Genomic DNA, 13,515 nt, shown 5'->3' on the forward strand with positions numbered 1-13,515 from the left:
GATCGCCTGGCCCGGTCGCAAGTCCTTGAGGGTCGGGGAGTCTGCGCCGAACATTCTCTCGGGAAATCATCTCTCCGGCGTCGGTGAAATCTCAAGCCTGCGGTGACCGCGCAGAGAGGAAGACCTGCGGCTCGAAGGCAAAATCCCTGTCGAAAGGATAGGTCGGGTGCTGTTTGCGCAGCCGCGGCAGGCGCTCGACGAACTGATCGACGACGCCCTCCGACAGGGCCATCAGGTTCGGATTGGCAATCGGGGCCAGTTCCGGCGAGAGATAGCCCGATTTGACGACGATGATTTTGGCCGCATGCGGGTCGAGCCCGAGCCGGGTGAAGTCGGCTATATTGTGATAGGGCCGCCGCTTGGCCGAAAGCGCCAGATCGATACCGCCGAGCGAGACCACCGCCTGACGGTCTGACGGGTCGGAAGTTTCGTGCAGGAACTTGACGGTGAAACGGCCAAAGACCGGCTTGCTGCCTTGGCTATCGAGCGAAGCGCCGACGCTAAGTTCCAGCTCGCGACCGACGCCCGCAGCATAACAGGCCTCGGTCGCTTCGAGGTCGGCAATACCGGCAAAGACGACGCCGGTGGCGTTTCTGGACATCAGCTCGGCCAGGACGTCGGCTCGATCTCCGACGCCGCCGCCGGTCGGGTTGTCGCCGGATTCGGCGAGCACGACAGGAGCCGTCGGGCTGGCGATGGCTCTCGCGATGCATTCTTCGACGGAGCCCGTCTCGCAACCGAAGACAAAGTCCTCGCGTGCATCCCAATAGGCCTGGGCGAGGCGCTTGGCCTCACGCTCGAGCACGGCGCGATCGGTACCGGTCATGATGGCGGCGGCTGTCGCGCGCGGCTCGTCGGCCCAGACGTAGCCGACCATCAGCGATGCATCCCAGACGCCGTCGATCGCGTCGATCTCAGGCAGCAGGGCATAAAGGCTTTTGGCCGGCTCATCGACGGTGCTGGTCCGCTCGCCGGGCAACACGACCGGGATCGGCGCCCAGAGAACAAGCGGTCTCACCCCTGTTTTCAGGCTTTTCACCAGCATGGCGACCGAGCGGCGCATTGTCTCCTCGACATCGATATGCGGCGCCGTGCGGTAGGTCGAATAGATATCGAGCGCGTCGATGATGCGTTGGGTGACGTTGCCGTGCAGGTCATAGCTCGCCGAAACCGTGCAATCCTCGCCGACCAGGGCGCGGGCGGCATCGATCCAGTCGCCCTCGGCATCTTCCATGCCGTCGACATACATGGCGCCGTGCATGGCAAGATAGAGCCCGTCGAGCGGCAGCAGCGGCTTCAGCCGCTCGAGGAATTCGCTCTTGAACGCCTCATAGGTGGCACGCGAAACCGGCCCGCCGGCAATGGCGCGGGCATGGATCGTCGGCAGGAATTCCGCGTCATAGTCTCTTAGGAAGGCAAAGTAGGGCGACTCCAGCAGCCCCTCGCCGCGCAACACCCGAAAATCGCCCTCCTCGTTCAGAACCGGATTGTATGTGCTGCACTCGATATGAATGCCACCGACGGCGATGCGCATGGGAAACCTCAGATGATGTTGGGAGCAATCGGGAAGGTAGGCGGTGCCGGCAGATCCTCGCCTGTCGAGGCCAGTGCCGTCTTCTGGTGTTCACGCGTCATCTTGACACCAAGTGCGGGCGCATCGCAAGCGAATGGCTTCGCATCTTTGCCGGCACATCGGCCGTCCTCCCCCGGCGCGATGGCAACCGGCTGACGCAACGTAGCGTCGGTCCGACAGGATAAGGCGGGCCTTATGCCGCGCCGATGAAGATCCTCGTTTGCCGAATTCGATCCCGAATACGCAAGATGCAATGTGCTCGACCCTGTCTTCCATCAGGAGTTGCGCCGTTCGGGAGGAGCGTCAAATGATCACACACCGTCTTGCGGTGGGCATGGCCGTCAGCCTTGCCCTTGCCGTGCCCGCCAAACCGGTAGGTGCGGGAGACGCCTCCTGACGAATGCGGGGCGGGCCGATGCGGCACCCCCGCCCCTGCTGGATGCCGCAGGAACAGGAAAAGTGTTTATCGCTAACCAAGGGAGGCAGTTATGTCACTGGAGACGGAAGCGGTTATTTCAGGTCCAATTGTCAGGGAAGAGACGTCCGCTGCGTTCAAACGACGCTTCATGATCAGGATGATTGCCGTTCTCACCGGCGGAATGCTGCTCGATGGCTACATTCTCGGGGTCATCGGCCCGGTGACCGCTGTCATGAAGGCCGAAATGGGAATGACGACGGTCGATATGGGCCTCATCGCCTCGGCTGCGCTGTTCGGGATTCTCATCGGCTCGCCGCTCGGCGGGTGGGCGGGCGACAAATTCGGCCGCAAGCCGCTGTTCATGATCGACATGGGACTGTTCGTGCTGGCGTCGGCCATGCAGTTCTTCATCGCCTCGGTGACGATGCTATTCGCAGTGCGGCTACTAATGGGCGTCGCGATCGGCGCCGAGTATTCCGTCGGCTGGCCGCTGATGTCGGAATTTGCACCGGCCCGGCTGCGGGGGCGCCTGATGGGCGTCACGATCCTCGCCTGGTACGGCGGATTCATGATCGGTTACACCGTGGGCTACCTCTTGAACCTGCCGGAGCCGATGCCGTGGCGGATCATTATCGGAACCAGCACCTTTATTTCGGTCATTCTGTTCTTCGCGCGGATCGGCCTGCCTGAATCGCCGCGCTGGCTGTGGAGCAAGGGCCGCAAGGACGAGGCGCGCGCGATCGCGCGCAAATATCTCGAGAGCGCCGACGAGATGGCGGACATCGAGAGCACGGAAGTGCGTCAAGGTCGGTTCGCCGACCTGTTCTCCGTGAAATATTGGCGGATGACGGCCTTCGTTTCGTGGTTCTGGTTCTGCAATGTCCTGCCGTATTTTGCCATCGCCACGTTTGCCGACAGCGTGTTGGAGCAATATGGCCTCAATGGCGGGCTTGCCGGCGGCGTCGGTCTTTCCATGGTCGCGGTGGCCGGGGTCGCCGTCACCGTGGCATTGATCGACAAGGCCGGCCGGCGTCTGTTCACGGTACCTCCGCAGTGGATCACCACAGTCGTCTTCCTGGTGATCGGCTTGTGGTCGGGAGCACCCTCGGCCGTCGTGCTCGGTCTCTTCCTCATCTTCTCGTTCCTGAACGCGATGAACGGGACTCTGACGAGCATCTATCCCGGCGAGGTGTTTCCCACCGAAGTCCGTGGGGTCGGCACCGGCTTTGCCGCCGCCGTCAGCCGGGTCGGTGCTGGTTTAGGCACCTTCCTGTTGCCGATCGGGGTCGAGAAATTCGGCGTTTCGACCACGATGCTAGTCGCTGCGGCCGTCGTGTTCAGCGGCGCTCTGGTGTCACAATTGTGGGCTCCGGAAACGAAGGGGAAGAGCCTGAGCGAGACCGCCGCCGGATTTTCGCACTAAAGCATGTCCCGTAGCGGTTTTGCGATAACGACATGCGTAAAAACAAAGCGCGGCAAGCGAATCTGAAGATCGCGACGCGCTTTAAAGCCAAAACGCGTCGCACGAGATGTGATTCATGCGGCGCGCTTCAGCCCTTTGGCCTACGGATCTCGTGTCCGGCATCATGTGACTGGTCTTTTGCGCAACTGAAAGACGTGCGACCCTGTGTCGATGTTCCCTCGGACGATGATGTTATCGCATGCTGCTCAAACGCCGTTACCTCCCCTCGCTCGGTTCGTTCGCCACTTTCGAAGTCGCGGCGAAGCATTTGAGCTTTACCCTTGCCGGGAACGAACTCAACGTCACCCAGGCGGCCATCAGCCAGCAGATCCGCGGTCTGGAAAAATCGCTGGGTGTCATCTTGTTCATCCGAAAGCACAACAGCCTCGAACTGACCTCTGACGGTCAACGGCTCCTGACCGCAGTCAGTGGCGGGCTCGACATAATTTGCGACGGGATCAACAATATCAATGCTCCCTCCGACCCTCCCGTCATCACCTGTTCGGGCACCAATGCGGCGATCGCCTGTTGGCTGAAGCCCCTCGTGGACCGCTTCCGTTCCGATCGGCCGGATGTCAGGTTCGTGCTCTTGGCCTCGGACGAAGACGACACGCTGCGGAACTTTGATGAGGTCGATCTTTCTCTGATTTGCGGAAACGAGCGCTGCGAGGTTGGGGAGAATCTCTATTATCTCTTTCCGGATATCGTCCAGCCGGTCTGCAGCCCCGACTATCTCGAACGCCACGGACCGTTTCCGGATGCGCAAAGCTTGGAACGCGCGGATTTGCTGGATCTGCACCGCAAGCACTGGACTTCCGATGCCATTGGCTGGCATCCGGTCACCTGGGACGATTGGTTCCAGGCAAGCGGCCTTGGGGTACCGCACCTGTTGCCGGCCATGGTCAGCAACAATTACCCGCTTCTCGTGAACGCCGCCGTCAAAGGAGAGGGAATCGTGCTGGGCTGGCATCATCTCGTCAGGACGCTGATGGATGAAGGCGCACTCTGCCCGTTGTTCGACAGTCCGCTTCGGGTGGACCGGCGATATTATTTGAAGGTGAACCGGACATCGCTGGATAAAGCGCATGTACAGGAGTTCATAGATTTCGTCCTCACGGGTCTCGCGGCTTTGGAACAAGAACATCAGCGCCCAGGCACGGCGATGCGGGATGCTCTCTGAATTGCCGCGCCGCATAAAGGGACGTGTTGTTACCTATGTCTTCGGTATGGGCCTGAAGGCCATGGCGGAGAGGGTGGGATTTGAACCCACGATACCCTTGCAGGTATGCCGCATTTCGAGTGCGGTGCATTCGACCACTCTGCCACCTCTCCGCGGTCAGGTCGGCGCTTGTTCGGCGCGGGCGTTCTCATAACGAGCCTATGACAGGTTGGCAAGCCGAAATCTCAAGCTTTTCCATCCTTTTGCCTTGACACCTTTCTGTCACTCGCGTATCCCGCATCCGCAATAGGAGTGGAGTAATCCGCCCCTTGCCCGCCCCGCGCTCGCGCGGGGTTTCACCGGCAGACCAGAGTTCCGGGCTAGACCCCTGAAATCCCTGCTTAACCTCGACTGATAAAAAGACGGCCACCTGCTAAGATGCGGGGAGCGCCGGAACGAACATGAAAGGATAAAAAATGTTCGCAGTCATCAAGACCGGCGGTAAACAGTACCGAGTGGCAGCCAATGACGTGCTGACCATCGAAAAGCTGGAAGCTGCCGCAGGCGACTCCATTGAATTCACCGAAGTGCTCGTGATCGGCGAAGGCGCCGACGCTGCGATCGGTGCGCCCTTCGTCACCGGCGCCTCTGTCAAGGCAGAAGTCGTCGAACAGAACCGCGGCAAGAAGGTCATCGCCTTCAAGAAGCGCCGCCGTCAGAATTCGAAGCGTTCGCGCGGCCATCGTCAGCATCACACGGTCGTCCGTATCACGGACATCGTGGCTGCCAAGTAAGATCAACGGGACAAGGTTTAAAGGAGAACTCCAATGGCACACAAAAAAGCTGGCGGTTCCTCGCGCAACGGTCGCGATTCCGAATCCAAGCGCCTTGGCGTGAAGAAGTTCGGCGGCGAAGCCGTCATCGCAGGCAACATCATCGTGCGTCAGCGCGGTACGCAGTGGCATCCCGGTTCCAACGTCGGCCTCGGCAAGGATCATACGATCTTTGCACTTACCGCCGGCAATGTGGACTACCGAACGAAGGCCAACGGTCGCGTCTACGTGTCTGTCATGCCGAAAGCGGAAGCAGCGGAATAAGCCGGTAGCGCTCTAAAACAGCCGGCGTCTCATCGACCCGGCTGGCCGTACCAGGTTCAGTCCAGAAAACAGGGGAGATGGGGCGCCATCTCCCCTTTTTCTTTGTCCAAACAGGAGACCGAACATGCAAGGCGAATTGATAAGGGTTGACCAATCACGGTCATCCCGGGAAGACCAGCGGTCTTCCATGGAACGGCTGAGGCCGGAACGGTTAAGGACCGATTGCCCTGTCTTGTTATCGGAAAGGCTCGTCATGCGCGCGCCCCACGAAGAAGACATCGACGCCCTTGCCCATCTCGCCAACAACGCCAAAGTCGCCACCATGGTATCGCGTATGCCGCACCCCTATACCGCCAATGATGCCGCCGACTTTGTTTGGCGTACGCGAAATGGCGAGATTGGTAAGTGCGTCTATGCCATCACCAAAGCCGAAAACGGCGCCTTTATCGGCTGCTGCGGCGTGGAACCCCATGCCGACGGCAGAACCGTCGAAATCGGCTACTGGCTGGGCGAGCCCTATTGGAACCAGGGCTATACGACCGAGGCCTGCCATGCGCTGGTCGATATGGTGTTCAGGACCCGTCAGGACGTTGACCAGATCGACGCCCGCTGCCGGGTGATGAACGTCGCTTCGCGGCGCGTCATCCAGAAGTGCGGCTTCCAGTTCCAGGGTTCGGGGCTTGCCGCCTCGCTGGCACTCGGCAGCAACGTGCCTGTGGAATGGTACAGGCTCGACCGCAAGACCTGGATGTCGCTGAGAAGCTGGGGGAACATCGCATGAGCACGACCGCGCTGCAAAGGCCGGATACCAGGCCGATGATGCCCGGCCCCGCGCCTGTCATCTCGACCGCCCGGCTGACGCTCCGCCCCCACCGGCTGAGCGATGCGCCTGCGATCGCGGAATCGCTTTCCGATTTCGCGGTCACGCGCATGCTGTCCCGCGTTCCCGCGCCGTTCGACCGGCAGGATGCGCTGGACTGGCTGATCCCGGTCACCTCGGGCACCCTGCCCGACTGGCCGCTCGCGATCACCGGTCAGGACGATGTCCATATCGGCAACGTCTCGATCGAGCTGCGCCACGGCCGCTGGCACCTCGGCTACTGGCTGAACCGCTACTACTGGCGGCGCGGCTATATGAGCGAGGCGGTGGCGGCGATCGTCGAGCGCTTCTCGCGCCGCATGCCGGAGACGCCGATCCATTCCGGCGTCTTCGCCGACAACCCGGCATCACTGCGACTGCAGGAGAAGCTCGGTTTCCGCATGACGGGTTGCGGCGAAATCTATTGTTTCGCCCGCAACACCATGGTTTCGCACATCGAAACCGTGTTGCAGCCGGGCATGCTGCAGCCACGGAAGGTCGCTTAACCGAAGGAAGACGCCGCCGACACCGGCGGCGTCTTCGTCAATCGCCGATCTCGACCCATAGCGGGAAATGATCGGAGCCCTGGGATTGTGTGTCGATCCGGGCGGATTGCAACCGGCTCACGAGGCCGCAACTGACGAAGCAATAATCGAGATGCATGCGTTCGTGGTGATTTTCGGGATTCATCCAGCTGTAGCTCTCCGGCCGGTAGGCTTCGAGCGCTGCAAAGGCGTCGACCGGCGTGCCGATCCGGGCGACCCGGCCGTAATATCCGCCGGCAGCACCGGCAAGCGCGCAATATTCCGGCGATTCCGGCTCCATGTTGAAATCGCCCAGAATGAGGTAATCCTCCGGCAACGGCGGCTCCGGCAGATCGAATTCGGCCGCCCCCGTCAGCGACCCGCCCTCCTGGACGAAAGCATTGATCTGCGTGTTCAGGAATTGCAGCTGGCGGATGCGCTCGTCGGGAGAGACATGGTCGAGATGGACGGAGTAGACGCGGATCGCGCCGCCGGGCCCTGTGATGACCGCCTCGGTCGCGCCGCGCTGCGGGTTGATCTTGCCGAGCGTGCGGCTGCGTGGCAGGAGCAGTGTCCGGGTCGAGGCGATCGGCCAGCGCGACAGCACCATATTGCCGAACTGGAAACGGATGCCGCGCACTGGCGAAAGCCCACCCTCAGGCGCCTCGACATGCAGGTCGCAGGCCGGCCCATACACCCAGAAATAGTCGGGAAAGAGCGCTGCAATATCGGCCACCATGTCGGCAAAACCGTTGCGCGAGAAGCCGCGGGTCACCTCCTGCAGCGCGATGACATCGGCGCCTTCGAGGCTCCGGGCAATACGCGGGAGATCGTATCTGCCGTCGAGACCGAAGCCGTACTGTATGTTATAGCTCGCAAAATTCACGATAATCTTTGACCTCCGTCGGAACCGCCTATATCGAATGGGCCAAGACGGGCCGTCCAACTGCCACCGGATACTGGAAGTAAAATGAAATTTCTCGACGAAGCAAAGGTCTATATCCGATCCGGAGACGGCGGCGCGGGCAGCGTCTCCTTCCGGCGCGAGAAATTCATCGAGTTCGGCGGCCCCGATGGCGGTGATGGCGGACGCGGCGGCGATGTCTGGGTGGAAACCGTCAACGGCCTCAACACGCTGATCGATTTCCGCTATCAGCAGCATTTCAAGGCGACGATCGGCACCCATGGCATGGGCAGGAACCGCACCGGCGCCAACGGCAGCGACGTGACGCTCAAGGTGCCCGTCGGCACCCAGATCTTCGAGGAAGATCGGGAAACGCTGATCTGCGACCTCACCGTCGAAGGTCAGCGTTACTGCCTCGCCCATGGCGGCAATGGCGGCTTCGGCAACGCCCATTTCAAGACATCGACCAATCAGGCGCCGGACTGGGCTAATCCCGGCCTGCCCGGCGAGGAAAAGACCATCTGGCTGCGCCTGAAGCTGATTGCCGATGCCGGCCTCGTCGGCCTGCCCAATGCCGGCAAGTCGACCTTCCTGGCATCCGTCACCCGCGCCCGGCCGAAAATTGCCAACTACCCCTTCACCACGCTGCATCCCAATCTCGGCGTCGCCACCATCGACGAACGGGAATTCATTCTGGCCGACATTCCCGGCCTGATCGAAGGCGCCCATGAAGGTGTCGGCATCGGCGACCGGTTCCTCGGCCATGTCGAGCGCACCCGCGTGCTGCTCCATCTCGTCTCCGCCCAGGAGGAAAAGGTCGGCAAAGCCTATAAGACGGTCAAGCACGAGCTTGAAGCCTATGGCAACGATCTGACCGACAAGCCGGAGATCGTCGCACTGTCGCAGATCGACGTGCTCGACGAAGCCGAACTGAAAAAGAAGACGAAAGAACTGGCCAAGGCCTGCGGCAAGACGCCGTTCCAGATTTCGGCCGTCACCGGCAAGGGCATGACCGAGGTCCTGCGGGCGCTGCGCGATATCATCGTCGAAGAAAATGCCGAGGAAAAGCCGGCCAAGGTGCCGAAGCTCAGGCATCGCGACATGATCGTCTCCGAAGAGGGCGAGGGCGAGGATGGGGCCGATGACCAGCCGTAAACCACTCGCCCGCTACCGCCGCATCGTCATCAAGATCGGCTCGGCCCTCCTCGTCGACCGCAAGGCCGGGCTGAAAAAGGCCTGGCTCGACGCCATGTGCGCCGACATATCAGGACTGAAGGCCAAAGGCATCGATGTGCTCGTCGTCTCCTCGGGCGCGATCGCGCTCGGCCGCTCGGTGCTCGACCTGCCTTCCGGCGCGCTGAAGCTCGAGGAAAGCCAGGCGGCCGCCGCCGTCGGCCAGATCGCGCTCGCGCGTGCCTGGTCGGAAAGCCTGTCACGCGACGAGATCGTCGCCGGCCAGATCCTGCTGACGCTCGGCGATACCGAAGAGCGCCGCCGCTATCTCAATGCGCGCGCCACCATCAACCAGCTTTTGAAGATCGGCGCCGTGCCGATCATCAACGAAAACGATACGGTCGCGACCAGCGAAATCCGCTATGGCGACAACGACCGTTTGGCTGCTCGCGTCGCGACGATGACCGGCGCCGATCTGCTCATCCTTCTCTCCGATATCGACGGCCTCTATACGGCGCCGCCGCATCTCGATCCGAATGCCACCTTCCTGGAGACGATCGCCGAAATCACCCCTGACATCGAAGCGATGGCCGGCGGTGCCGCCTCCGAACTCTCACGCGGCGGCATGCGCACCAAGATCGATGCCGGCAAGATCGCCACGACCTCGGGCTGCGCCATGATCATCGCCTCCGGCAAGACCGACAGCCCGCTGTCGGCAATCGAAAACGGCGCCCGCTCCTCCTGGTTCGCCCCGTCGGGCACGCCGGTGACCGCCCGCAAGATCTGGATCGCCGGACAGCTGCAGCCGGCCGGCGAACTGCATGTCGATGACGGCGCCGTCACCGCCCTCGGGGCCGGCAAGAGCCTGCTTCCGGCCGGCGTGCGCAGCGTGTCCGGCCTCTTCAGCCGCGGCGATACGGTGGCGATCGTCGGCCCTGAAGGCCGCGAGATCGCCCGCGGGCTTGCCAGTTACGATGCCGAGGACGCCCGCCGGATCGCCGGCCGCAAGTCGGCCGAGATCGAGCCCATCCTCGGTTATGCCGGACGCGCCGCGATGGTCCATCGCGACGACATGGTGATGAGCGCCCAGCTCAGACAGAAATCGGAAAGGCAGAAGAAGGACGCGGCCCATGCTTGATACTGTTGCGCTAAGCCCTGACATTGACGCGCTGATGAACGACATCGGCCGCAAGGCGAAGGCTGCCGCGCGACCGTTGGGCTTTGCCTCCACCGCGGCGAAGAACCGCGCGTTGAACGCCATGGCCGATGCGATCCTCGCCAACAGCGCCCATATTCTGGCCGAAAATGCCAAGGACCTGAAGGACGTCGAAGGCAGCGAGATGCTCGCCTCCTTCATTGATCGGTTGACCCTGAGCGACAAACGCATCGCCGAGATGGCCGAAGGGATCCGCGCCATTGCCGCCATTGCCGATCCGGTCGGCGAAGTCATCGCCGCCTGGGACCGGCCGAACGGTCTGAAGATCGAGCGCGTCCGCACGCCGCTCGGCGTCATCGGCGTCATCTTCGAAAGCCGGCCGAACGTCACGGCCGATGCCGGCGCCCTCTGCCTCAAGGCGGGCAATGCGGTCATCCTGCGCTGCGGCTCGGATTCGCGCCGTTCATCGCAGGCTATCCATGCCTGCATGCTCGACGGCCTGAAGGCGGCAGGACTTCCAGAGCATGGTATCCAACTTGTTCCGGTTACCGACCGCGCCGCCGTCGGCGCCATGCTGCGCGGTCTGGACGGCGCGATCGACGTCATCGTGCCGCGTGGCGGCAAGAGCCTGGTGGCCCGCGTGCAGAGCGAGGCCCGCGTGCCGGTCTTTGCCCATCTCGAGGGCCTTTGCCACATCTATGTCGATGCCTCCGCCGATATCGAGATGGCAAAGAAGATCGTCGTCAATGCCAAGATGCGCCGCACCGGTATTTGCGGCGCGGCCGAAACCCTGCTGGTCGACGGTGCCGCGATCGGCACACATCTGACGCCGCTGCTTGAGGTTCTCACCGAAGCCGGCTGCGAAATCCGCGGCTCCGCGACGGTGCTGAAGGTCGCCCCCGGCATCAAGCCGGCGACCGAGGAGGACTGGAAGACCGAATATCTCGACGCGATCATTTCGGTCGCCGTCGTCGACGGCATATCGGGCGCGATCGCCCATATTCAGACCTATTCGTCGAACCACACCGAGGCCGTGATCGCCGAGGACCCGGCGGTGGTCGAGCGTTTCTTCACCGAAGTCGATTCGGCAATCCTGCTACACAATGCCTCGACGCAATTTGCCGATGGCGGCGAGTTCGGCATGGGCGCCGAGATCGGCATCGCTACCGGCAAGATGCATGCGCGCGGCCCCGTCGGCGTCGAGCAGCTCACCTCCTTCAAATACCGGGTGCGCGGTGCCGGACAGACCCGACCTTGACGTGACGACGGAAAATCTGGAGCGGCGCTACCTCCGCATGCCGCATAGCGAACGCGGCATGGTCGTCGGCCTGTTCGGCGGTTCGTTCAATCCGCCGCATCAGGGCCACGCGCTTGTCGCAGAGATCGCCATCAAGCGCCTCGGCCTCGACCAGCTCTGGTGGATGGTGACCCCGGGCAATCCGCTGAAGAGCCGCAACCAGCTTGCACCGCTGGCCGAACGCATTGCCGAAAGCGAGCGTGTGGCTGCCGATCCGCGCATCAAGGTCACCGCCTTCGAACAGGCGCTCGGCGTCAGCTACACCGCCAATACGTTGGCGCGCATCAAGGCCCGCAATCCGCATGTGCATTTCATCTGGATCATGGGCGCCGACAGCCTGCAGACCTTTCACAAATGGCAGAAGTGGCAGGAGATTGCCCGCACCTTCCCGATCGCCGTAATCGACCGGCCGGGTGCGACACTCTCCTATCTCTCCTCGAAGATGACACGAACCTTCGATTTTGCCCGCGTCGACGAGGATGACGCCCGCGTCCTCTGGAAGAAGCCGGCGCCGGCCTGGACCTTCATCCACGGACCGCGCTCCGGCCTGAGCTCGACGGCGATCCGCAACGGCGCTGTGCCGGGCGCAGTCAAATAGGCTGATTTTCAGGGAAATCTCAGGAACGAGAAAGCCCGACGGGGGAGGAGATCCGTCGGGCTTATAAACTCGATCGACAACTGGGAGGAGGAGTGTTGTCGATCCTGTCGAACGGCTTATGGGAGGAGGAGAAAGCCGTTTCGATGAGTGTGTTGTACCATATTTCTGAGGATGGTGAATATCGATTTGTGCAATGCAGCAATGCTGGTGATGCAACGCTAAAGGCGAGAGGCTTCGACTGCTGCCGATTTTATCGGCAAGACGAACGAAAGTGGCCATTGTCACGGCGGATCTGGTGGTTTGTCGCCGACTTTCCCAGGCATATCAGTATCGCCGAATCTCCTATTCTCGGAACAGCCATGCGCTTCACGGAAAGCTTGGATCGTCGTCGCCGGCCGATAGGGTTGTATTTCCTTGGATATATCCCTGGCCAAAACCGCAATGTCGTTATATTCGTCAAAATATTTCGAACCCCGGGGATAGAATCATGCAGAACCGCCGCCAATGGATGAAACAGGCAACCACCGCGATCGCGGCTCTCTGGCTTGGCGCAGCGCTGCCGACACCGGCAGACGCCGCCGAAAAGCTCACCGTCTTTGCCGCGGCAAGCCTCAAGGACGCGCTCGATGCCGCCAATGCCGCCTGGTCCAAGGAGAGCGGCAAGGAAGCTGTCGCCTCCTATGCGGCAAGCGGCGCGCTCGCCAAACAGATCGAAAACGCCGCCAATGCCGATATCTTCATTTCGGCCGACCTCGACTGGATGGATTACGTCGCCAAGAAGAACCTGATCAAGGCCGATAGCCGTGCCAACCTGCTTGGAAACCGGATCGTGCTCGTTGCCGAAAAGGACAAGGCCAAGCCGGTCGAGATCAAGCCGGGCTTCGATCTTGCCGGTCTGCTCGGTGACGGCAAGCTGGCCCTGGGTGAGCCGAAATCGGTCCCTGCCGGTAAATACGCCAGGGCCGCGCTCGACAAACTCGGCGTCTGGAAATCGGTCGAAACCAAGGTCGCCGGGGCTGAAAGCGTGCGCGCCGCCCTTGCGCTGGTCTCCCGCGGCGAAGCGCCCTATGGCATCGTCTACCAGACGGATGCCGCCGCCGATAAGGGTGTCGCCATCGTCGGCACCTTCCCGGCCGAATCCCACCCGCCGATCATCTATCCGATCGCCATCCTTGCCGCGAGCAAGAACCCTGACGCAACGGCCTATCTCGACTTCCTGAAATCGGATAAGGCAGCCGCCTTCTTCACGGCGCAGGGATTTACTGTCTTGAAATGATGGGCTGAATTGGTTGCGG

General features: G+C 61.9%; 14 protein-coding genes and 1 tRNA gene. 12 read left to right on the forward strand and 3 right to left on the reverse strand.

Annotated features, from left to right (window positions below):
- Positions 1–91 precede the first annotated feature (91 nt).
- Complete coding sequence (locus EFD56_RS07235) at positions 92–1,534, reverse strand: M81 family metallopeptidase (RefSeq protein WP_085743501.1); 1,443 nt, start codon at positions 1,532–1,534, stop codon at positions 92–94.
- 527 nt (positions 1,535–2,061) lie between these two features.
- Between EFD56_RS07235 and EFD56_RS07240 the strand changes: the two genes are divergently transcribed.
- Together EFD56_RS07240 and EFD56_RS07245 are read left to right on the forward strand one after the other, a co-directional pair.
- Entirely contained in the window at positions 2,062–3,414 is a 1,353-nt protein-coding gene (locus EFD56_RS07240; protein WP_225881523.1) for an MFS transporter, read from the forward strand.
- A gap of 238 nt (positions 3,415–3,652) precedes the next feature.
- Complete coding sequence (locus EFD56_RS07245) at positions 3,653–4,633, forward strand: LysR substrate-binding domain-containing protein (protein WP_126905001.1); 981 nt, start codon at positions 3,653–3,655, stop codon at positions 4,631–4,633.
- A 62-nt stretch (positions 4,634–4,695) separates the two neighbouring features.
- Here the strand turns inward: EFD56_RS07245 and EFD56_RS07250 are convergent.
- Positions 4,696–4,785 (reverse strand) — tRNA-Ser (locus EFD56_RS07250).
- Between the two features lie 303 nt (positions 4,786–5,088).
- Here EFD56_RS07250 and rplU point away from each other — a divergent pair.
- The 4 genes from rplU (at position 5,089) to EFD56_RS07270 (ending at position 7,074) form a co-directional block, all read left to right on the forward strand.
- Entirely contained in the window at positions 5,089–5,406 is a 318-nt protein-coding gene (gene rplU / locus EFD56_RS07255; protein ID WP_004676173.1) for a 50S ribosomal protein L21, read from the forward strand.
- Positions 5,407–5,439: 33 nt separating this feature from the next.
- The gene (gene rpmA / locus EFD56_RS07260) at positions 5,440–5,709 is read left to right on the forward strand and encodes a 50S ribosomal protein L27 (RefSeq protein ID WP_004676172.1); all 270 of its coding nucleotides are present in this window, start codon (positions 5,440–5,442) and stop codon (positions 5,707–5,709) included.
- Positions 5,710–5,833: 124 nt separating this feature from the next.
- The gene (locus tag EFD56_RS07265; protein ID WP_012485632.1) at positions 5,834–6,490 is read left to right on the forward strand and encodes a GNAT family N-acetyltransferase; all 657 of its coding nucleotides are present in this window, start codon (positions 5,834–5,836) and stop codon (positions 6,488–6,490) included.
- Positions 6,487–7,074, forward strand: a complete 588-nt coding sequence (locus EFD56_RS07270) for a GNAT family N-acetyltransferase (RefSeq protein WP_037142274.1) — start codon at positions 6,487–6,489, stop codon at positions 7,072–7,074. The genes EFD56_RS07265 and EFD56_RS07270 overlap by 4 nt, the downstream gene beginning before the upstream one ends.
- A gap of 37 nt (positions 7,075–7,111) precedes the next feature.
- Here EFD56_RS07270 and EFD56_RS07275 read toward each other — a convergent pair whose 3' ends face one another.
- On the reverse strand, positions 7,112–7,978 hold the full coding sequence (locus EFD56_RS07275) for an endonuclease/exonuclease/phosphatase family protein (RefSeq protein WP_085743505.1): 867 nt from the start codon (positions 7,976–7,978) through the stop codon (positions 7,112–7,114).
- Positions 7,979–8,062: 84 nt separating this feature from the next.
- On the opposite strand from EFD56_RS07275, the gene obgE reads away from it, so the two are divergent.
- From obgE to modA, 6 genes are all read left to right on the forward strand, one after another.
- A complete protein-coding gene (gene obgE, locus EFD56_RS07280; RefSeq protein ID WP_085743506.1) occupies positions 8,063–9,151 on the forward strand; it encodes a GTPase ObgE in 1,089 nt (362 codons plus the stop codon).
- The gene (proB, locus tag EFD56_RS07285) at positions 9,138–10,307 is read left to right on the forward strand and encodes a glutamate 5-kinase (RefSeq protein ID WP_010007010.1); all 1,170 of its coding nucleotides are present in this window, start codon (positions 9,138–9,140) and stop codon (positions 10,305–10,307) included. Before obgE ends, proB begins: the two co-directional genes overlap by 14 nt.
- Positions 10,300–11,583: a glutamate-5-semialdehyde dehydrogenase gene (locus tag EFD56_RS07290; RefSeq protein WP_085743507.1), complete on the forward strand. Its 1,284-nt coding sequence runs from the start codon at positions 10,300–10,302 to the stop codon at positions 11,581–11,583. Before proB ends, EFD56_RS07290 begins: the two co-directional genes overlap by 8 nt.
- Before the next feature lie 37 nt (positions 11,584–11,620).
- Complete coding sequence (locus tag EFD56_RS07295) at positions 11,621–12,220, forward strand: nicotinate-nucleotide adenylyltransferase (RefSeq protein ID WP_225881524.1); 600 nt, start codon at positions 11,621–11,623, stop codon at positions 12,218–12,220.
- A gap of 95 nt (positions 12,221–12,315) precedes the next feature.
- Complete coding sequence (locus tag EFD56_RS07300) at positions 12,316–12,732, forward strand: hypothetical protein (protein WP_125461139.1); 417 nt, start codon at positions 12,316–12,318, stop codon at positions 12,730–12,732.
- Positions 12,708–13,496 (forward strand): molybdate ABC transporter substrate-binding protein, encoded by a 789-nt coding sequence (gene modA, locus EFD56_RS07305; protein ID WP_085743509.1) that lies wholly within the window; start codon positions 12,708–12,710, stop codon positions 13,494–13,496. The genes EFD56_RS07300 and modA overlap by 25 nt, the downstream gene beginning before the upstream one ends.
- The last annotated feature ends 19 nt before the right edge of the window (positions 13,497–13,515 follow it).

Source organism: Rhizobium phaseoli, from assembly GCF_003985125.1.
Taxonomy (GTDB): Bacteria; Pseudomonadota; Alphaproteobacteria; order Rhizobiales; family Rhizobiaceae; genus Rhizobium; species Rhizobium phaseoli.